Here is an 18,813-nt window from a genome sequence, read left to right as displayed (position 1 = left end):
TGGTGATGCAGGCAGCGGTGGTGGTTCAGGTGGTGCTGGTTCAGCTGGCGGTGTAGCCGAGTTGGCGCCTCATGTACGGGGTCATGAGGGTCTTCGCCTTGGCCAGCACGGAGGTGCGGCTGCCGAGTACGGCGCTCTCGCCGCCCGGCACTGGCAGCACCGTGAGCCCGTCGGCGGCGCCGAACGGCACGATGAGCGGGGTGCGTTGGACCGGCCGGTAGAGGCGGGGCTCCCGGCGGTGCCTGCCGGAACTCCTCAGGTGGGCGCGGATGTTGTGGGCGGCGAGATCGGCCTGGGCGAGCGCGACGGGGGTGATCTTGAGTTCGGTGGCGTCGTTCACGTCGCCGACCGCGAACACCTCCGGGCGTCCCTCCACCCTGAGTCTCCGGTCGACCTTGATGTGCCCGGCCGCGTTCAGCCAGTCGCCGTGTCCGCCCAGCCGTAGCCAGAGCGTGTTGGGTGTGGTGCCCGTGGCCCAGAACGAGAGGTCCGCCTCGATGACGTTGCCCCGCGCGTCACGGTAGGTGCCGAAGTCGTTCCCGGGGGACATGAACGAGTCGAGGCGCACCTCCACGTCGTGGGACTCCAGCCAGGCCAGTGCCCTGCGTCCGGCCCGCGCACCGCCGGCGGACTTCAGCAGCGTCGTCCCCGAGTGGGCGAGCGTGACCCGGGCGTCCGGCCTGGCCAGCCGTATCTCGGCGCTGAGCTCGACGCCGGAGGGCCCTCCCCCGACGACCAGGACGTGTTCGGCGGCGGCGACCTTGCGCTGGTGGCCGGCGAAGGACTTGATCGTCTCTTCGGGGGTGGTGCCGGTGAAGCGGGCCGGTTCGGGGTAGTCGGCGCCGGTGGCGATCACGACGACGTCGTACGGGAGCCGTTCGCCCGTCGCCAGCACGACCTGCCGTTCGTCTGTGTCGACGCGGACCGCCTTGCCCACGACCACACGGCCCTCGCGCAGCAACCGGTCGTACGGGATGAAGGGGGTGACCGACCACTCCGGACGCACGCCGGCGCGCAGGGAGGCGATGCGGTGGAAGAAGACCTCCTTGCGGTCCACCAGCGTCACCCGTGCCGTCGTGTCCAGCCGTTTCGCCAGCCGGACGCCCGCGTAACCGCCGCCGATCACCACTATGTCGCCGTCGCGCACGCGCGTCTCCTGTGCCTGGGAGGGGAACGAGCGGCGCGCCGTGGGGGCTTCCTCGGCCGCTCGACTGCCGACGAGCGTAGCGCTTGAACTTTTAAGTTCACGTGGAGCCATGTGCAGCTGTGTGGACGTTCCGTGAAGCCGTACGGGATTCACACGTCCGCGGCCGGGCGCTCAGCAGCGCGGCGGTTCGCTGGTCGTCGGCAGCCGTACGCGCATCGCCGAGGGGCCTCGCTGCGCCCAGGAGTGGTAGGGCACCAGGACGATGCCGGTGCGTACGGCAGCGGGGGCGACGGGCCGGCCGAGCGGCTGGTACGGCCGGGTGACGTCGCGTGATTCGTCTCGTGCGGCGACGAGTTCACCCGGCACGACGACCGTGCCGTCCGGCCCGTCCCGCGGTTCGACGAATCCGGCCTTCCAGCGGTCCAGCGCGAACGGTGTCTACGGCCCCGGTCACAACGGTTTCTTCGAGTCGCCCGACGGGACCGAGGACTGGATCGTCTACCACGCCGACAACTCCGCGGGCGGCGGCTGCGACATGAACCGGACGACCAGGGCCACAGGTTCACCTGGAACGCCGACGGAACGCCGGACTCCGGCGCCCCGGTGGCCCTCGGCGCCACCCCGACCGCCCCCTCCGGGGAGTAGCGCCACGACGGTCACACGGCCTGGTCCCCCAACAACTCTCCAGGGACGGCTGGTTGGGGGACAGGAAGAGTGGTCACGGCCGGCTTGCGGATCAGCAGCAGCGCCGCGTCGTCGTGCAGCCGACCACCGACGTGCGCCAGCAGTTCGTCATGGATCGCGCCGACCGTACGCGCCGGCTCGTCGCAGAGATGACGCGCGAGGCCCTCGACGAGCGGGTAGAACTCCCGGTCGCGGTCACGGGCCTCGATGACGCCGTCCGTGTAGAGCAGCATCTGGTCCCCGTCGCCGAAGGACAGCGTCTGAAGGCTCGGCGTCTGGTCGGTGAGTGCGCGCAGCCCGAGGGGCGGGGCCTGATGCGTGGGCTCCACCGCCGTGACGCCTCCCGAGGCGCCCACCAGCAGCGGTGGCGCGTGACCGCAGTTCACCACTTCCAGCCGGCCGGACCGCGGGTACCCGGCGACCACGGCGGTGACGAAGTCGTCGGTGCCGAGGTTGCGCGCGAGACTCCGCTCGATCCTGTCGACGACGGCGAGGAGATCGGGTTCGTCGTAGGCGGCCTCCCGGAAGACGCCGAGGACGAGCGCGGCGGTCCCCACGGCCGGCAGCCCCTTGCCCCGCACATCACCGACGATCAGCCGTACGCCGTACGGGGTGGGCACCAGCGCGTACAGATCGCCGCCGATCCGGGCCTCCGCGGCGGCCGCGCTGTAACGGACGGCCACCTCGAACGGACCGACGGTCGCCGGCACCGGCCTGAGCAGTGCGTGCTGGGCGGCCTCCGCGACCGACCGGACGTCCGCGAGCACCCGCTCACGCCGTCCGCGCAGCGCGCTGGCCAGGGCACTCGCCAGCGTGACGGCCACCAGGGCGGCCAGTACGGCCGCCACTTCACGGCCGGGAGCGCCGGCCCGGGCGCCGAGCGTCGCGCCGACCACCGCGGCCAGGAGGCCGACGGAGAAGACGCCGCGCGGGCCGTTGGTGGTGGCCGCCAGCGCGGGCCCCGCCGCCAGCAGGGGCAGCCAGATCATTCCCGCCTCGCCGAAGAGGCCGACGAGCATGATGACGAGGAGGATCAGGACCGGCAGCAGCGGACCTGCCACTCGGTATCTGAACGATCTGAACACTCGCGTCGGGCAGTGGTCGCCGCCGTGGTTCCGCGCATGACTCATGCTTCGTCCGCAGTCCTCACCTGTGGGTGCGCCGGGGCACTTCTGAAATGTCCGTTTCCACTAGGGAACGGGATCGCCCCACCGCTCACAAGGATCAGATTTTCAGATAGTGAACGATCACATGGTGAGGGAAAGACCCCTGGTCACGCGGTTCGCGGTCGGAAGCAGCCGCGCCCGCACCTGCTCGAGCCGGGGCAGCCGGTCGGCCGGCAGCGAGACGCCGAGCGAGCCGAGGGTGTCGCCGCTGTAGACGGGCACGGCGACACAGACCGTGCCGAGGGCGTACTCCTCCAGGTCGGTGACGGCGGGCGCCACGGGCGAGGAGTCCAGCTGCCGCAGCAGTTCGGGGGCGCTGGTGATGGTCCTGGGTGTGAGGTCGGCGAGGTGGTGGCGGGAGAGGTAGTCCTTGCGGGCCTCGTCGTCCAGTTCCCGCAGCACCGACTTGCCGAGGGCGGTGGCGTGCCCCGCGTCCTCGAATCCGACCCACAGGTCCACCCGGGGGGCCCGGGGGCCGTCGACGATCTCGGCGACCCTGATCTCGCCCTCCTCGTAGAAGGTGAGGTAGGCCGCGGTCGCGAACTCGTCCCGCAGCGCGGCGAGCACGGGGCGGACCCGGCTGAGCAGCGCCTGCCCACGGCCGGCGGTGTGCAGCGTCTGGAGCCTGTCGCCCATGACGAACCCGCCGTCCGGCAGTTTCCGCAGGTAGCCGTCGTGGACGAGGGTGCGCAGCAGGTGGTAGGCGGTGGCCAGGGGCAGCCCCGTCTCGCGCGCCAGCTGTTTCGCCGGCGCGCCGTTCTCGTGTGCGCTCGCCACCTCCAGCAGGCGGAACGCCCGCTGCACGGAGGTGATGAGCGTGGGCCCGTCCCGCGCACCCATACGACCAGCGTGCGCCAGACACACGGTCCGGGCAAGGCGCGGGACGGAGGGGCCGCCGAGGCGCGCCGTCGCCCGCTCACGGCGGGCCCGGGCGATCCGCCGAAACGCCGGTCGCGCGGATCATCGGCGAGCGGCTCAGCGCCCCGGCCGCTTGAAGTGGGCGTAGGGCGGATACGGCTTGAAGCTGATCATCACCTCCACGGGGTGACCGCCGCCGGGTGGCTGCACCAGCGCCGGAAGCGCGGTCATCAGGGCCGAGTGGCCTTTTTCGACACGCTTCTGCCGCGGGCCCCAGCCCGCCGCGTCGGCGAGGACCGTTGCCGTCACGGCGAAGACGTCCCGGCTGCCGAACAGGAAGAACGTCCGTGCGTGGGTGGCGTGTCGCAGCTCGTCCCGGAAGTCGGTCCGCTGCGAGCGCTCCCGCCAGGAGGCCGCGTCCCGGGCGGTGCGCGCCTCGTCGGTGCCGACGGTCAGCGGAGTGCCGTTCACCAGCCTGCGCCGCAGCTCGGGCCACTTGCTGGGGCGCAGGCCGAGCGTGTGGTGGGCCAGGACGAGGTCCACCGGCTCGCCGATGCCCTCGTCGGGCGGGAGGCTGTCGCGCAGCGGTACGTGGACGATGGTGTGCCGGGAGTAGGCGGCGAAGGAGAACAGGCCCGCGAGCCGGTTCAGCCCGTCGTGGTCGCCGAGCAGCAGGCCGATGGGCTCGGGGGCCCTCAGCGAGGTGTGGCGAAGGGGGTGCCGGGGCTGGACGACACGGTGCTCGTGCGGCCCGGTCCGGGGTCCGAACTCGCGCAGCCTCAGCTGCATACGGAGTGCCTCATGACGTCAGGATCGCGGGCGGCCGGTCTCCTCGGCAACGGGGATTCCGGGGTCCCGCACACGTACTCACCGAACCCCCGCAGCAGGAGCGGCGGTCGTTCCGGTTGACGGCGGAGCGCCCGGCGGGACGACGGCGCCGGCGCCAGGCGATCGACGGGATGGTGTTCCGTGGGCGCACCGGCCCGCTGTCGCCGCACCTGCCGTTCCGGTCGGGAGGCGGAAGCCGGCGATGAGCTCGGCTATCGCACCGGCGGTGAGCTCGGCTGTCGCATCCCGCCGGGAGCCACCGCCGTGCCCAGCAGCGCCGACAGCTGCGGGGAGTACGTGGCGTGCAGGACGAGTGCGGCGCTGCCCACCACCGCCGCGTCCGTGCCGAGCCAGGACGCCTCCACCTCGACGACCCGAACGTGCCGGGACAGCGGCCGGCTCGCCAGCGCGGCGGCGACGACCTCGACGTACCGCGACTCGACGTGCTGGATGCCGTGCCCGCCGAGGACGATCAGATCCACGTCGATGAAGTTCGCGATGTCGACCGCGACCGAGGCGACGTGCTCCGCGGTCTCGTCGATGACCGCCGCCGCGACCGGATCGCCGGCCGCGGCGGCCACCGCGATGGCGGCGTGGTCGACCGCCTCGGGATTCTCGGCGAACACCCGCGCCAGCGCACTGTCCGGGTGCGGTCCGGCGGCGAGCCTGCGGTGCACCTCGGCGACGATGGCCGTGGGGTTGACGAGCCGCTCCAGGCAGCCCCGGTTGCCGCAGTAGCACTCCGGTCCTTCGGGCAGCACCGAGGAGTGCCCGAACTCGCCCGCGTTGAGTGAACCGCCGCGGTACACCTGGTGGTTGAGGATGAGACCGCCGCCGACGCCGGTGCCGAAGAAGAAGTAGGCGAAGTCCGCCACCCCCTTGCCCTTGCCGGACCAGCGCTCGCCGACCGCGGCGGCGGTGGCGTCGTTGTCGAGGGTCACCGGGAGGCCGGTCGCCTCGCTGAGCATGTGCTGCACCGGCACCCGGGTCCAGCGGGCGAGCTGGGGCGCGCCGACGATCGCGCCCGCCTCGAGGTCGATCGGCCCGGGAGTGGCGAGGCCGAGCCCGAGGACCTTGCCGCGGTCGACACCCGTCTCGGCCAGCACGTCGGCGACCAGTTCCGCCATGTCCTGCACGACCCGGGCCGGGTCGGTCGCGGGGTCGGTGGGGCGCTTCTTGACGACCAGCGGCCGGCCGAGCAGGTCGACCACGGTGCAGCTGAGCTCCACGGGATCGAAGTGGAGGCCGACCGCGTTGCCCGCCTCGGCGTTGATCCGCAGGGTGGTGCGGGGCTTTCCGCCGCTGGACACCCTGCTCGCGCCGTCCTCCCGCACGATGCCCTCGTCGATCAGGCGGCGCACGATGCCCGAGACGGTCTGCGGGGTGAGGCCCGTGTGCTGGGCGATCTCGACCCGGCTGATGCCGTCGGCGAGCTGGATCTGGTCCAGGACGACGGCCCGGTTGTATCGCCCGACCCTGGGAAGGTTCGTTCCTGCCTGCCGCACGCACGGTCCTCTCTCGTTACCCCACGCCAACCTATCCCCCGCGGCCCATTGACTTAGTAAAACAAATGGATTTAGTGTCCGGACCCGCAGACGAAATCTCGGACACGACGGCACAGGGCAGTGCCATCGGAGGCAAGTTGATGTCCATGCAATGCCGCAGGCCCGAAGGCACGGGGACGCCTCGGCGCGTTCCCGGCGGTGGGGAGCACCGCTCATGACGCCCACCGCCCCGAACCTGCTGGAGATGCGGTCGATCACCAAGACCTTCCCCGGCGTCACCGCGCTCGCCGACGTCAGTCTCGTCGTGCGGGAGGGTGAGATCCACGCGATCTGCGGCGAGAACGGCGCCGGCAAATCCACCCTCATGAAGGTGCTCAGCGGGGTGCACCCGTACGGCAGTTACACCGGCGAGATCGTCTACCGGGGCGAACAGGTCCGGTTCGGCGACATCCGGGCCAGCGAGCGGGCCGGCATCGCGATCATCCATCAGGAACTGGCCCTGGTGCCCGGTATGTCGATCACCGAGAACCTCTTCCTCGGCAACGAGCCGCGCCGTCGCGGCGGCATCGACTGGAAGACGGCCCAGCGCCGGGCCCTGGAGCTGATGGAGCGGGTCGGGCTCCGAGAGGACCCGGACACCCTGATCAGGGACATCGGCGTCGGCAAGCAGCAACTCGTCGAGATCGCCAAGGCGTTCGCGAAGGACGTGAGACTGCTGATCCTCGACGAGCCGACCGCGGCCCTCAACGAGGACGACTCGCAGCACCTGCTCGACCTGCTGCGCGGATTCCGCGAGCGGGGCATCACCTCGATCATCATCTCGCACAAGCTGAACGAGATCGAGGCGGTCGCCGACACCATCACGATCCTGCGCGACGGCCGCACCATCGAGAGCCTCGACGTGCGGGCCGACGGCGTCAACGAGGACCGCATCGTGCGCGGCATGGTCGGCCGTGAACTCGACAGCCGCTTCCCCGACCGCACGCCCGACCTCGGCGAGGTCTTCTTCGAGGTCCGCGACTGGACCGTGCGGCACCCCGGTTCGGACGAACGGATGGTGTGCAAGGGCTCGACGTTCCACGTCCGCCGCGGGGAGATCGTCGGCTTCGCCGGACTCATGGGCGCCGGCCGCACCGAGCTCGCGATGAGCCTCTTCGGCCGCTCCTACGGCACCTGGCTGTCCGGGCAGATGTTCAAGGACGGCGAGGAGATCCGGCTGAGGACCGTGTCGGACGCCATCGGGCACGGACTGGCCTACGTCAGCGAGGACCGCAAGTCGATCGGCCTCAACCTCCTGGACGACATCAAGACCTCGATGGTGGCCGCCAAGCTGTCGAAGATCGCCCGGCGTCGCGTCATCGACCCCGTGCTCGAGCACCGGATCGCCGAGGAGTACCGCCGGAGCCTGCGGATCAAGACCCCCGGCGTCGACGAGGGCGTCGTCAAGCTCTCCGGCGGCAACCAGCAGAAGGTCGTCCTGGCGAAGTGGATGTTCACCGACCCGGACCTGCTGATCCTCGACGAGCCGACCCGCGGCATCGACGTGGGCGCCAAGTTCGAGATCTACGGGATCATCCAGCGGCTCGTCGCCCAGGGCAAGGGGGTCATCGTCATCTCCTCCGAGCTGCCCGAGCTGATCGGCCTGTGCGACCGCATCTACACGGTGTTCGAGGGCACCATCACCGGCGACGTGGCGCGCCGCGACGCCGAACCGGAACTCCTGATGAAGCAGATGACCGCTACCAAGAAGAGCCCCACTCCATGAGCCGTACGACTGACCTTCAGAAGAACCTCTTCGGGGGCACGACCTCCAACGCCCGCCAGTTCGGCATGATCTCCACCCTGGTGGCGATCGTCCTGCTGTTCCAGATCTGGACCGACGGCCTGACGCTCACCTCCGGCAACCTCATCGCCGTGGTCAGCCAGTACTCCTACATCCTGATCCTGGCCATCGGGATGCTGATGGTGATCGTCGCCGGGCACATCGACCTGTCGGTCGGTTCCGTCGCCGCGTTCACCGGCATCGTCGTCGCGAAGGCGATGCAGGAGTACGACCTGCCGTGGCCCCTGGGCATCCTGCTCGGCCTGTTCGTGGGCGCCGCGATCGGCGCCTGGCAGGGCTTCTGGGTCGCCTACGTCGGCGTGCCGGCCTTCATCGTGACCCTCGCCGGGATGCTGCTGTTCCGCGGCGGCAACCAGTACATCGGCAACGCCGACACGGTTCTGGTGCCCGGGGGCTTCCGCGAGATCGGCGCGGGCTTCCTGCCCGAGGTCGGGCCGGACACCGGCTACAACAACCTGACGCTGCTGCTCGGTGTCGCCGGCTGCGCGGGCGTGGTGTGGCGCGAGTGGAAGGCACGGCAGACCCGCCGGGAGATGAGGGCCGGCACGGCGCCGCTGTGGGTCACGGGCATCCGCATCGCCGTCATGATCGGCGTCATCGTGTTCGCGACGCTCCGCTTCGCCGGCGGCCGGATCGGCACCAGCCTGCCGATCTCCGGCATCATCCTGATCGTTCTGGTCCTCGCGTACTCGCACTACACCCGCAACACCGTCGGCGGCCGGCACATCTACGCCGTCGGGGGCAACGCGCGAGCGGCCGAACTGTCCGGTGTGAAGCTCAAGCGGGTCAACTTCCTGGTCATGACGAACATGTCGGTGCTGGCCGCGCTGGCCGGCATGATCTTCGTCGCCCGGTCCTCGGCCTCCGGACCGCAGGACGGCCTGAGCTGGGAACTGGACGCCATCGCGGCCGTGTTCATCGGCGGCGCGGCGGTCTCCGGGGGCCTGGGCACCGTCAGCGGCTCGATCGTAGGCGGCCTGGTCATGGCACTGCTCAACAACGGCCTCCAACTGGAGGGCGTCGGCTCCGACATGGTCCAGATCATCAAGGGCCTGGTCCTCCTGCTCGCCGTCGCCTTCGACGTCCACAACAAGAGCCAGGGACGCTTCTCGGTCATCGGCACACTGACACGCCCGTTCCGGCAGGGCGACGCGTCGGCGGCGACGCCACCGGCGGCGCCGAACTCCGACGCCGACAAGGCCGGGATCGCGGGCTGACCGCAGGGCCCGCGCCACCCTCCGCCGCACCCGACGGCACACCGCACTCCGGCAACCAGCACCACACGAAGGGGCCAACTCCACCATGCGCACACTCGTCATCAGAAGCATCGCCGCCGTCGGCGCCGCCGCCCTGCTCACCCTGGGCACGGCCTGCTCCAACGAACGCGAGGGCTCGACCGGCAGCGACGGCTCCGACGGCAAGGGCTTCGCGAAGGACGCCCTGATCGGCGTCGCCCTGCCCGCCAAGACCTCGGAGAACTGGGTGCTCGCCGGTGACCTGTTCAGCGGCGGCCTGAAGGACGCGGGCTTCAAGGCCGACGTCCAGTACGCGGGCGCCTCGACCACCGTCGCCGACCAGCAGGCGCAGATCTCCTCCATGGTCACCAAGGGCGCGAAGGTCATCGTCATCGGCGCGACCGACGCCTCGCAGCTCGCGACCCAGGTGAAGCAGGCCAAGGACGAGGGCGCCACCGTCATCGCCTACGACCGGCTCATCACCAACACCCCCGACATCGACTACTACATCGCCTTCGACAACTTCAAGGTCGGCCAGCTCCAGGGCCAGGCCCTGATCGACGGCATGAAGGCGAAGAAGCCGAAGGGTCCCTGGACGATCGAGATGTTCTCCGGTTCGCCGGACGACAACAACTCCAAGGTGTTCTTCGACGGCGCGATGAACGTGCTGAAGCCCTTGATGGACAAGGGCGACATCGTTGTCGGCTCGGGTCAGACCGCGATCAAGCAGACCGCCGTGCAGGGCTGGAAGGCGGAGAACGCCCAGCAGCGCATGGACTCCCTGCTGACCTCGGCCTACGGCAGCGGCAAGACCCTCGACGGTGTCCTGTCCCCCAACGACACCCTCGCCCGCGCGATCCTCACCTCGGTCAAGGGCGCCGGCAAGCCGGTCCCGGTCGTCACCGGTCAGGACTCCGAGGTCGAGTCGGTGAAGTCCATCATGGCCGGCGAGCAGTACTCGACCATCAACAAGGACACCCGCAAGCTCGTCGCGGAGACCGTCGCCATGGTCAAGGCTCTCCAGAAGGGTGACAAGCCGACCATCAACGACACCAAGTCGTACGACAACGGTGTCAAGGTCGTCCCGTCCTACCTCCTGCCGCCCGTCATCGTGACGAAGGAGAACGCGGCCGAGGCCTACGCGAACGACCCCAAGCTGGCGCCGCTCACCAAGTAGCACCCGCCGCCGACGGGCTTCCACACGGCCGTAGGTCGTGGTGAACCGCCCGGCCGTGTTCAGCCGGGCGGAGGTGTACTCGCACCGTCCGTACCAGCACTGGTAGTTGCCCGGGTCCTCCCGGCGGGCGGTGATCACCAGATGGCCCTGACCGTCCAGGGCCGCGTCGCGGTTGCGCGCGGTGCAGTACTGCCGCTCGTGGCTGCCGACGTTGTCACCGGTCTCGGTCCGCCATCGGGCGCCGTCCACGGCGGAGCCGGCGGGACCGTCGAACTCACCGGAGAAGACGTGACGGCGGCCGACACGACGGCGCGCGCGGAAGGTTCCGCCGCGGATGGAGACGCTCCCTGAGCCGGTCCGGTGGACAGCGACGCGAAGGCGAGGAGTGAGGCCGGCGACAACAGCAGGCGCCGGGGCAGGCGCGGAGAGGCCATGGCCTCTCCCTTCATGGCGCACGACGAATGTCACGACAGCCCATGACATTCGCGGGCGCGGCAGGGCAGCTCGCCGCGGGCCGCGCCACATGGGTGGGGGGGACGAACCAGCCCTGGCGGGGCTTGGTTCACTACGTGATTCAAGACTTGAGTAATGACCCTGCCGGGAGCTTGGTATGGACCAGTTCGACACGCGGAGGCTTCCCGGGCCCCGAAGGGGCAGGATGGGCGCATGAGCGTAGTCAAGATCAACGTACTGACCGTCCCGGCGGAGCAGCGGGAGACCCTCGAGAAGCGGTTCGCCGCACGGGCCCACGCCGTCGAGAACTCCGACGGCTTCGAGTGGTTCGAACTCCTCCGCCCGGTCGAGGGCACCGACACCTACCTCGTCTACACGCGGTGGCGCGACGAGGCGTCGTTCCAGGCGTGGATGGAAGGCCCGATGAAGGCCGCGCACCAGGGCGGCACGGAGGGGGAACGGCCCAGGCCCGCGGCGTCGGGCTCCACCCTCTGGTCCTTCGAGGTGGTCCAGCAGGCGGCACCGAAGGGCGAGTAGGCGGTACCCGGTTCGAGACGACCCCCGGGCCACAGCGAGCGGACCTGCCCCGAGCGCCAGGGATCAGGCCCGCGCGCTGACGGCTCGCCTCTTCACCTGCCGGTCAGCCCGTCTCCACGCCGGCCGGCGTGCTGGCGGAGAAGAAGCCGGGGGCCGTTGTGGAAGGCGGTTTCCCCGGCCGTACCGGCGGGGATGCCGCCCCTCACACGATCGGTTGGCCGATGCCCAGGAGGTTTCCCTCACTGTCACGGAACCAGGCCGCGCGTTCCCCTCGCGCACCCTTGCTCGGGTAGTTGCCGCCGACCTCGGCGATCCCGTCCTTCGTGCCGAGACCGGGGGCGTCGACCTCTTCGAACACCACGCCGCGCCCCCTGAGCTCGGCCACGACGGCGTCGAGGTCGTCGACCTCCCATCCCATCTGCGTGAAGGTGCCGGGCGCGGCTCCGGTCGACTTGAACAGGGCGAACTCCGTCCCTCCGCACCGGTACAGCAGCCCGCCGGGACGTTCGTCGACGGGCTCCAGACCGAGTCGCTCGGCGTAGAAGCGCCGGGCCCGGTCCAGGTCCTGGGTGGGAAGCCTGGTCGCCACGCGCCCACGGGCCAGCATGTTCCTGTCGTCCGCGTTCATGCTTCCACTGTCCCGCAAGTCGGCCCCGGCCGGACGGAAGGGCGACCCGAGGTCCCCTCGCCTGCTGCGGTGAACATGCCACCCGCCCGTTCGGCGTCGGCCCGCCGGTCGGTGCGGATGTCAGCCGGGGTTCATGACGGCCGTCCGCCGAACTGCCAGTCGTGGACCTCGACGTCCGCATACAGGTGTGGGGGCAGGACGGCCCGTGCCGCGTCCGGGTCCGGGGCTCTGAGCAGCACCGCCGTGCCCACCGGGGTGGCGCCGTCGTCGGACAGCAGCGGGCCGTACGCGATCAGCTCGTCCCGGTCGGACGGTACGGCGAGGCCGGCGTCCCGGTCCGAGCCGAAGCCGAGTACCAGGTAGCGTTCGCCACCGGTCCGGCCGCCGGGGAAGTCCCACATGGTGCGCCCCAGCAGGTTGCGCCACCGGCGCAGCAGCACATCACGGTAGACACCGGCCTGGTAGTTCGGCTCGTCGAAGGCGAACGCACGGGCGGCGGCGGCATCCGGGAGGTCGAGGATGTGCACACTGCCGGTGGGCGTATCACCGTCGGCGGCGAAGGTCGGGCCACGGGCGATCATCTCCGCCGCATACCCGTCCATGTAGGACCAGTGCTTCTCCAGCAACTCGTCGCGCAGGGCGGCGGAGGCGGGCCGATCACGGTGGTAACAGAAGAACTCCATGCTCACAGAGCTTTATCAAGTCGGCCCGGCACTTCAAGAGGTTTGTCGCCGCACGGTCCCGGAAGTTCACGGCCGCCCGGGGCGCCGTGTGCCACAACCTGGTTTTGTACCTGGTGACTTGACGCGCCATCATATAGTTGCGACGGCCGGCGGTGCTCCCTTCTTCACCGCCGCCCGGCCGAACCCCCACTGGAAAGGCACGATCCTGCGGAACGAACCGCGTAGCCGCATCGACGACGCCTCCGCCGCGCTGTCCTCGCCCCGCCGGTCGGCGTTCTCCCCCGCGGCCGACGTCATCGGCTCGGAACTCGATCTGCGCATGACCGGCAGCCATGTCGTGCACGCGCTGACTCCCGGATTCTGCGACGCGGCCTCCGTGTACCTGCTGGAGCGGTGGCGCGTCGAGGAGAACGTGCACGTGGGCGCGGACACGCCCGGGATCGAGGCACGCCGGATGGCACTGCGCGTCGGACCCGGGGCCCTGGAGGACTGGGAAAGCATGCTGCCGGTCGGCGAGGTGATCGCCTTCCCCCGGGAGACGCCGTACGCCCGCGCCCTCGCCGCCGGGCAGGCACAGGTGCTCGACGCGGTGGACCCGCACACCTCCGAGCGGCTCATCGCCTCCGGGGACGGCGAGGCGCGCGCCGGCGACCTGCTGAGCGTGGCGTCCTTCCTCGTCGTGCCGCTGCGGCTGCGGGACGTACAGGTCGGCTTCGTCACGTGCACGCGAGGACCGGGCCGTGCGCCGTTCGGGCCGGCGGACGTGGCCGCCGTGGAGGCGCTGGCCGCGCGGGCCGCCGTAGCGCTCGACAACGGGCGCCGGTACGAGCGTGAGCGGCGGACCTCCCTGGCCATCCGCAACAGTCTCCCGCTGGGCACCGCCCAGGAGTTCGGGGGTTGCCGCACCGCGCACGGCTGTGTGCCCGCCGGGCAGGGCAACCTCGTCGGCGGCGACTGGTTCGACGTGCTGAGGCGGCCGGGTGACCGGGTCAGTCTGATCGTCGGGGACGCCATGGGGCACGGTCCGGAGTCCGCCGTCGCGATGATCCAGCTGCGCACCGCCGTCCGTACGCTGGCGGGGCTCGACATCCCCGCGGCCGACCTCATAGGACGACTCGACACCCTCGCCAGGGACTCCCCCGGCGTCTCCTTCGCGACCTGCATATACGCCGAGTGGGATGCCCGGCGGCGCACCTGCACCCTGGTGGGGGCGGGCCACCCGCCCCCGTTGCTGCGCGGCCCGGACGGCCGCACGGCCCCGGTCAGGCTGACCGGGGCGGGCCTGCCTCTCGGGCTCGGTGCGGGCACTTACGAGGAGACCGTGCTGAGCGTGCCGGATCCGGCCCTGTTGGTGCTCTACAGCGACGGTCTGGTCGAGTCCCGCGACGCGGACATCGACCAGGAGATCACCCGCCTCGCGCGCACCGTGGACGCGGCGGCGGCCGCCGTCGAACCCGTGGACGGCGACGGTCCGGACGCACTGCCGTCCCTGTGCCGTCGACTCCTGCACGCCCCTTCGGGCACGGCCGGAGCCGACGACCGCACCCTGCTGCTGGCCGAACTGACCCCCGCCGGGTGCTGAGCCGCGGGGGCCGGCCGGCCCACCGGGCTCGGCCGGGTCCGCTCAGGCCGTCAGATTCGCCCACACCGTGTTACCGCCGGTGAGCTCGAGCGGTCGACTCCCCAGACCTCGGCGAGCTGCTCCACGAGGAAGAGACCGCGGCCGCCCTCGTCGTCCGGTGCGGGATCGCGGCGGGGCAGACCGCGTTCCGTACGGTCGTGATCGTGGACTTCCAGGCGCAGGAACCCGTCCGTGACCAGTCCGACGCCGCACAGGAACCGGGTGCCGAGCGCGTGCCGTACGGCGTTGGTGGCCAGTTCGGACACGAGCAGGACGGCGTCCGCGCACAGCTCGCCCGGCAGCCGCCACGCGGTCAGCCGGGCGCTGACGGAGCGGCGGGCCACCGAGACGCTGGAGCGGTGCGCCGGAAGTTCGAGCCAGTGCGTCCGGTCGGGACTCCAGGTGTCCAGGAACCGAGGTGAGGACGTCGTGTGGGGGGACACGGTGGTCGCCTTCCGTTTGGGGACGGGAGCAGCCAGGGGCGGGGGAAGGTGAGCAACGGGCCTACTGGGGAGGGGTGTTCCGACGTAGGGACCCGGCGCCGCGAAGAGACGCCCGAGCGGTCCAACTCCTGTGGGGGTGGCAGAGGTTGGCGGGGGATCGCTCAGGTCGGGCGGCGCGGTTCACACAGGCAACTATGCTCGCAACGAAGTTCAAGCTGCAACCGACTCGGCGGGTACGGGGGCGGGGACAGGCCCGGTTGTCAGTGTTCCCGGGTGGGCAGGCGGTCCAGGCCCGTGTCCCGCATGACGCGGTCGACGGTCTGCGTGAGGGAGCTGTCGGCACCGATGACGGTCTCGACGCCACCCGGCAGCAGATCGAGGTCGCGGTACCAGGATCGCAGGTCCGCCTCGCCGACCTCGTGGGCGATCGGCTTGGTGGCGTGGCGCACGAGGGTTTCGGCGAACGGCACCTGGAGGTAGTAGCCGTAAGTCGGGCCGCGGTGGTTGGCGCGCAGCCGCTCGAGCATGGGGCCGTACCGGTCGGCGTACAGAATGCCCTCGAGGACGACGTGGTACCCGGCGTCCAGGGCGTAGCGGGCGACGGCCTCGATCAGGCCGATGTTCGCCGCACCGGGCCGGTCGTGCTCGCGCAGCACGACCCGGCGGAGGTGGTCCTGCCCGACCAGGGCCAGGCCCCGGCCGAACCGGTCGCGAAGACCGGCCGCCACCGCCGACTTGCCCGAGGCGCTGTTGCCCCGCAGCACGATCAGCCGGGTCTCCCGGGTGCCCACCATCACCGCCGTCACGCTACCGCCACCGACGACACGGCCGGCCCGGACACCGAAAAAGTGAACGGATGTACGTAGCAGGGGCGTTGGGACGTAAGTTGTGGCTCGAACTGCTCACGCCTCGGCTGAAAGACGGACGCCCCTCATGACCGACCATGTGACCTCGCCCGGACCGGCGGCTCATCAGAAGATCGACACATCGGTGCCGCACTCCGCCCGCATCTGGAACTACTGGCTGGGCGGGAAGGACAACTATCCCGTCGACGAACAGGCCGGCGACGCCTACACCGCCGTGTTTCCCGGCATCGTCACCATCGCACGGAGCAGCCGCGCGTTCCTGCGCCGCAACATCACCCACCTGGTCTCCGAGGCCGGCATACGACAGTTCCTGGACATCGGCACCGGCCTGCCGACCGCCGAGAACACCCACGAGGTCGCCCAGCGGATCGCCCCGGAGTCCCGGATCGTCTACGTCGACAACGACCCGATGGTCCTGGCGCACGCCCGCGCGCTGCTCTACTCCACCGCGGAGGGCGCGACCTCCTATGTCGACGCCAACGTGCTGGACCCGGAGCACATTCTGGCGGCGGCCGCCGAGACTCTGGACCTCACCCGTCCCACCGCGCTCATCCTCAGCAACATCCTGGGCCACATCGCCGACTACGACCGGGCCCGCTCCATCGTCACCACGCTGATGGCGGCGCTGCCGTCCGGCAGTTACCTCTCCGTCAACGACGGTTCGCGGGGCATCGACCCGGTCTTCGAAGCGGCCCAGGACGCCTACAACGAAAGCGGCGCCGTCCCGTACAACCTGCGTACGGTCGACCAGATCACCGCGTACTTCGAGGGCCTGGAACTCCTGGACCCCGGCGTCGTCGCGGTCCCGCTCTGGCGCCCGGAGACCACCTCCCCCGCCCCGGACGTCATCGGCGAACACGGCGGCCTCGCCCGTAAGCCGTGACCGGCGCCGCCGCCGTCCCGGCAGGACGGCCGGCCGTCGCGCGCTGACGGTCCTTCCGCCGCACCGGCCCGTCACGGCCGGTGCGGCGGAGTTGTCCGACCCTCGTACCGATATTGACGGACAATGTGAGTACTACGTAAGGTCGACAGCGGCATTGAGTGTCAGCGTCCAGCCCTGGCTTGCTGACCGGCAACCCTCCTCCGCGGTGGGGTGCTCCAGGTGAAAGCCCGGCGGGGTCACCGACTCCGCAAGCGCGTGGCCCCGGTCGAGGGGCCTGAGAGGTGGAGGGCCAGCGTGCGGCACAGCGGCAACCCGAGTGCCTCGATCACGACCGCGGCGCTGTTCTCCGGATTCTCACGCCGTCGCCACATCGACCTGCAGCGGTCCGCCAGCTGTCTGTGTCAGGGCTGATCACGCCCCTTCCCGCCGGCTGACCCTCGCCCACCGCGCGGTCACGCCGTCGTCGACAGGGCCGAAGACATCGGCCGTCGACTCCCCTCCCCCTGAACAGTTCTGAGCAGTGCCGGCCCGTGGCGACCCGCGGGCCCGGCACCGTCCGCCCATCGCCACGGCCGTGCTCCGCCCCGGCATGTGCGCGGTGACCTTGGAGTAGGAGAACCATCCCGTGACAGCGCATCCGGATTCCCGTACCCACCGCTGGACGGCACTCGCCGCGCTGGTGACCGGCAGCCTGCTGCTGAGCGCCTGCTCGTCGAGCGGCAGCGGCACCTCCAGCGGCGAGGGCGGCCGGCCGAAGCCGGGCGGCTCCCTGACCTTCGCGGTGAGTTCCGACGCCGGCTGCGTGGACCCGCAGCAGGTGGGCAGCAACGACACCATCTACTCACTGCGTCAGGTCGTGGACTCCCTGACCGACCAGGATCCCAAGACCGGCAAGATCGTGCCGTGGCTCGCCAGGAGCTGGGACGTCAGCCCGGACACCACGACGTTCACGTTCCACCTGAGATCGGGTGTGACCTTCAGCGACGGGACACCGCTGACCGCGCAGGTGGTCAAGGACAACTTCGACGCCGTGCCGAAGCTCGGCGCCCTGGGGACGCTCGCCCAGGGATACCTGAGCGGCGTGGAGAGCACCACCGCGGTGGACGCGCTGACGGTGCGGGTGCGGTTCAAGCAGCCCAACGCGCAGTTCCTCCAGGCCACGGCGACACACTCGTTGGGGATCGAGTCGTCGGCGAGCGCGAAGGAGAGCCCGCAGGAGAAGTGCAGCAAGGGCGTGGCCGGTTCGGGGCCGTTCGTACTGAAGGGCTATGTGCAGAACCAGTCGATCACCCTGGCCAAACGCGACGGGTACACCTGGGGTTCCTCGCTGTGGACCAAGAAGGGCGAGGCGTACCTGGACAAGCTGGTGTTCAAGGTGGTGCCCGAGGCGGGCGTACGCAGCGGCAGCCTGCAGTCCGGCCAGGTGGACGCGATCGGCAGCGTCGGCAGGGCCAACGAGGCAGCGCTCAAGGGCGGCCAGGTGAACCTTCGGCAACGGGCCAACCCGGGCGTGGTGTTCAACCTGGGATTCAACAACTCCCGGGCGCTCCTCAAGGACACGAAGGTGCGTCAGGCGATCCTGTTCGCCATCGACCGGCAGCAGATCGTCGACGCCGTGTTTCCGACCGGCACCAAGCCGGCGACCAGCATTCTGGCGCACACCACGCCGGACTACACCGACCTCTCCGCCGGCCTGTCCTTCGACGCGGCCAAGGCGAAGTCACTGCTGGACTCGGCCGGTTGGAAGGCGGGCAGCGACGGCACCCGGGTCAAGGACGGGAAGAAGCTGAGCCTGACCGTCAAGTGGTTCGCCAACGCGGCCACCAACCAGCCCGCGCTGGAGCTGATCCAGCAGCAGCTCAAGGCCGTCGGCGTCGACGTGGTGCTCAAGCAGCTCCAGATCACCCAGTTCTCCCCCACGCTTCAGTCCGGTGACTTCGACGCGGTGTGGGGGAACGTGACCCGGGCCGACCCGGACATCCTGCGCAGCTCGTACTCCACCCTGCTGGCCAACTTCTACCACCTGCCGGTGAGCCCGCTGGACTCCGCGCTGACCCAGCAGGCCGCGACGACCGACGCGGCCAAGCGCAAGCAACTGGTGATCCAAGCTCAGCAGTTGATGGTGCAGAACGCCTACGTCGTGCCCGTGGTGGAGCTCCAGACCCAGCTGGGAGTGGCGAAGAAGGTGCACGACCTCGAATTCGAGGCCTCCAGCCGGATCCAGCTGCACGACACCTGGATCGGATAGCGGCCCGC

General features: G+C 70.5%; 18 protein-coding genes, 2 pseudogenes and 1 riboswitch. Of the genes and pseudogenes, 9 read left to right on the top strand and 11 right to left on the bottom strand.

Annotation, left to right across the window (positions count from 1 at the left end; translation table 11 throughout):
* Positions 1-40: 40 nt before the first annotated feature.
* Positions 41-1,147, bottom strand: a complete 1,107-nt coding sequence (locus ACFWBB_RS01160) for an NAD(P)/FAD-dependent oxidoreductase (RefSeq protein ID WP_385265194.1) — start codon at positions 1,145-1,147, stop codon at positions 41-43.
* Positions 1,148-1,318: 171 nt separating this feature from the next.
* Positions 1,319-1,513, bottom strand: coding sequence for a hypothetical protein (locus tag ACFWBB_RS01155; RefSeq protein ID WP_385265192.1), 195 nt, complete (start codon positions 1,511-1,513; stop codon positions 1,319-1,321).
* 34 nt (positions 1,514-1,547) lie between these two features.
* On the opposite strand from ACFWBB_RS01155, the pseudogene ACFWBB_RS01150 reads away from it, so the two are divergent.
* A pseudogene (locus ACFWBB_RS01150) lies at positions 1,548-1,792 on the top strand (family 43 glycosylhydrolase); the annotation flags it as partial.
* Between the two features lie 11 nt (positions 1,793-1,803).
* Here the strand turns inward: ACFWBB_RS01150 and ACFWBB_RS01145 are convergent.
* The 4 genes from ACFWBB_RS01145 to ACFWBB_RS01130 form a co-directional block, all read right to left on the bottom strand.
* On the bottom strand, positions 1,804-2,961 hold the full coding sequence (locus ACFWBB_RS01145; RefSeq protein WP_385265189.1) for a PP2C family protein-serine/threonine phosphatase: 1,158 nt from the start codon (positions 2,959-2,961) through the stop codon (positions 1,804-1,806).
* A 117-nt stretch (positions 2,962-3,078) separates the two neighbouring features.
* A complete protein-coding gene (locus ACFWBB_RS01140) occupies positions 3,079-3,837 on the bottom strand; it encodes an IclR family transcriptional regulator (RefSeq protein WP_385265187.1) in 759 nt (252 codons plus the stop codon).
* A 135-nt stretch (positions 3,838-3,972) separates the two neighbouring features.
* Positions 3,973-4,644 (bottom strand): hypothetical protein, encoded by a 672-nt coding sequence (locus tag ACFWBB_RS01135; protein WP_385265183.1) that lies wholly within the window; start codon positions 4,642-4,644, stop codon positions 3,973-3,975.
* Between the two features lie 251 nt (positions 4,645-4,895).
* On the bottom strand, positions 4,896-6,188 hold the full coding sequence (locus tag ACFWBB_RS01130) for an ROK family protein (protein ID WP_385265181.1): 1,293 nt from the start codon (positions 6,186-6,188) through the stop codon (positions 4,896-4,898).
* 214 nt (positions 6,189-6,402) lie between these two features.
* Between ACFWBB_RS01130 and mmsA the strand changes: the two genes are divergently transcribed.
* The 3 genes from mmsA to ACFWBB_RS01115 all read left to right on the top strand — a co-directional run bounded on the left by mmsA (position 6,403) and on the right by ACFWBB_RS01115 (position 10,443).
* Positions 6,403-7,953: a multiple monosaccharide ABC transporter ATP-binding protein gene (mmsA, locus tag ACFWBB_RS01125; protein ID WP_385265179.1), complete on the top strand. Its 1,551-nt coding sequence runs from the start codon at positions 6,403-6,405 to the stop codon at positions 7,951-7,953.
* Entirely contained in the window at positions 7,950-9,248 is a 1,299-nt protein-coding gene (mmsB, locus tag ACFWBB_RS01120) for a multiple monosaccharide ABC transporter permease (RefSeq protein WP_385265176.1), read from the top strand. The genes mmsA and mmsB overlap by 4 nt, the downstream gene beginning before the upstream one ends.
* Positions 9,249-9,333: 85 nt before the next feature.
* A complete protein-coding gene (locus ACFWBB_RS01115) occupies positions 9,334-10,443 on the top strand; it encodes a substrate-binding domain-containing protein (RefSeq protein WP_385265173.1) in 1,110 nt (369 codons plus the stop codon).
* 6 nt (positions 10,444-10,449) lie between these two features.
* Here ACFWBB_RS01115 and ACFWBB_RS01110 read toward each other — a convergent pair.
* Positions 10,450-10,877 (bottom strand): annotated as a pseudogene (locus tag ACFWBB_RS01110) (1,3-beta-glucanase); the annotation flags it as partial.
* Between the two features lie 232 nt (positions 10,878-11,109).
* On the opposite strand from ACFWBB_RS01110, the gene ACFWBB_RS01105 reads away from it, so the two are divergent.
* Positions 11,110-11,433: an antibiotic biosynthesis monooxygenase family protein gene (locus ACFWBB_RS01105; RefSeq protein WP_385265170.1), complete on the top strand. Its 324-nt coding sequence runs from the start codon at positions 11,110-11,112 to the stop codon at positions 11,431-11,433.
* A gap of 202 nt (positions 11,434-11,635) precedes the next feature.
* Here ACFWBB_RS01105 and ACFWBB_RS01100 read toward each other — a convergent pair whose 3' ends face one another.
* Together ACFWBB_RS01100 and ACFWBB_RS01095 are read right to left on the bottom strand one after the other, a co-directional pair.
* A complete protein-coding gene (locus tag ACFWBB_RS01100) occupies positions 11,636-12,061 on the bottom strand; it encodes a VOC family protein (RefSeq protein ID WP_385265168.1) in 426 nt (141 codons plus the stop codon).
* Positions 12,062-12,192: 131 nt separating this feature from the next.
* Positions 12,193-12,744 (bottom strand): YciI family protein, encoded by a 552-nt coding sequence (locus ACFWBB_RS01095; RefSeq protein WP_385265165.1) that lies wholly within the window; start codon positions 12,742-12,744, stop codon positions 12,193-12,195.
* A 118-nt stretch (positions 12,745-12,862) separates the two neighbouring features.
* Here ACFWBB_RS01095 and ACFWBB_RS01090 point away from each other — a divergent pair, with 118 nt between their 5' ends.
* The gene (locus ACFWBB_RS01090) at positions 12,863-14,326 is read left to right on the top strand and encodes a PP2C family protein-serine/threonine phosphatase (protein WP_385265162.1); all 1,464 of its coding nucleotides are present in this window, start codon (positions 12,863-12,865) and stop codon (positions 14,324-14,326) included.
* A 50-nt stretch (positions 14,327-14,376) separates the two neighbouring features.
* Here ACFWBB_RS01090 and ACFWBB_RS01085 read toward each other — a convergent pair whose 3' ends face one another.
* Both ACFWBB_RS01085 and ACFWBB_RS01080 read right to left on the bottom strand, forming a co-directional pair.
* On the bottom strand, positions 14,377-14,808 hold the full coding sequence (locus ACFWBB_RS01085) for an ATP-binding protein (RefSeq protein WP_385265159.1): 432 nt from the start codon (positions 14,806-14,808) through the stop codon (positions 14,377-14,379).
* A 260-nt stretch (positions 14,809-15,068) separates the two neighbouring features.
* Positions 15,069-15,602, bottom strand: a complete 534-nt coding sequence (locus tag ACFWBB_RS01080) for a kinase (protein WP_385265556.1) — start codon at positions 15,600-15,602, stop codon at positions 15,069-15,071.
* Between the two features lie 139 nt (positions 15,603-15,741).
* Here ACFWBB_RS01080 and ACFWBB_RS01075 point away from each other — a divergent pair, with 139 nt between their 5' ends.
* The 3 genes from ACFWBB_RS01075 to ACFWBB_RS01065 all read left to right on the top strand — a co-directional run bounded on the left by ACFWBB_RS01075 (position 15,742) and on the right by ACFWBB_RS01065 (position 18,805).
* A complete protein-coding gene (locus ACFWBB_RS01075; RefSeq protein ID WP_385265156.1) occupies positions 15,742-16,557 on the top strand; it encodes an SAM-dependent methyltransferase in 816 nt (271 codons plus the stop codon).
* A 150-nt stretch (positions 16,558-16,707) separates the two neighbouring features.
* Positions 16,708-16,817, top strand: a riboswitch (SAM riboswitch).
* Positions 16,777-16,968: a putative leader peptide gene (locus tag ACFWBB_RS01070; protein WP_385265153.1), complete on the top strand. Its 192-nt coding sequence runs from the start codon at positions 16,777-16,779 to the stop codon at positions 16,966-16,968. Its footprint overlaps the riboswitch before it by 41 nt.
* 214 nt (positions 16,969-17,182) lie before the next feature.
* Positions 17,183-18,805: an ABC transporter substrate-binding protein gene (locus tag ACFWBB_RS01065; protein WP_385265150.1), complete on the top strand. Its 1,623-nt coding sequence runs from the start codon at positions 17,183-17,185 to the stop codon at positions 18,803-18,805.
* Positions 18,806-18,813 lie beyond the last annotated feature (8 nt).

The sequence above is a fragment of the Streptomyces sp. NPDC060000 genome, from assembly GCF_042737375.1.
In the GTDB taxonomy this organism is placed as follows: domain Bacteria; phylum Actinomycetota; class Actinomycetes; order Streptomycetales; family Streptomycetaceae; genus Streptomyces.
This window is presented reverse-complemented; position numbering and strand designations above follow the sequence as displayed.

Excerpts from the sequence above, each read along its gene's own strand:
- ACFWBB_RS01080 (WP_385265556.1), bottom strand. The coding sequence starts at position 15,602 with ATGGTGGGCACCCGGGAGACCCGGCTGATCGTGCTGCGGGGCAACAGC.
- ACFWBB_RS01075 (WP_385265156.1), top strand. The coding sequence starts at position 15,742 with ATGACCGACCATGTGACCTCGCCCGGACCGGCGGCTCATCAGAAGATC.
- ACFWBB_RS01105 (WP_385265170.1), top strand. The coding sequence starts at position 11,110 with ATGAGCGTAGTCAAGATCAACGTACTGACCGTCCCGGCGGAGCAGCGG.
- ACFWBB_RS01115 (WP_385265173.1), top strand. The coding sequence starts at position 9,334 with ATGCGCACACTCGTCATCAGAAGCATCGCCGCCGTCGGCGCCGCCGCC.
- ACFWBB_RS01140 (WP_385265187.1), bottom strand. The coding sequence starts at position 3,837 with ATGGGTGCGCGGGACGGGCCCACGCTCATCACCTCCGTGCAGCGGGCG.
- ACFWBB_RS01135 (WP_385265183.1), bottom strand. The coding sequence starts at position 4,644 with ATGCAGCTGAGGCTGCGCGAGTTCGGACCCCGGACCGGGCCGCACGAG.
- ACFWBB_RS01145 (WP_385265189.1), bottom strand. The coding sequence starts at position 2,961 with ATGAGTCATGCGCGGAACCACGGCGGCGACCACTGCCCGACGCGAGTG.
- ACFWBB_RS01095 (WP_385265165.1), bottom strand. The coding sequence starts at position 12,744 with ATGGAGTTCTTCTGTTACCACCGTGATCGGCCCGCCTCCGCCGCCCTG.
- mmsB (WP_385265176.1), top strand. The coding sequence starts at position 7,950 with ATGAGCCGTACGACTGACCTTCAGAAGAACCTCTTCGGGGGCACGACC.
- mmsA (WP_385265179.1), top strand. The coding sequence starts at position 6,403 with ATGACGCCCACCGCCCCGAACCTGCTGGAGATGCGGTCGATCACCAAG.
- ACFWBB_RS01100 (WP_385265168.1), bottom strand. The coding sequence starts at position 12,061 with ATGAACGCGGACGACAGGAACATGCTGGCCCGTGGGCGCGTGGCGACC.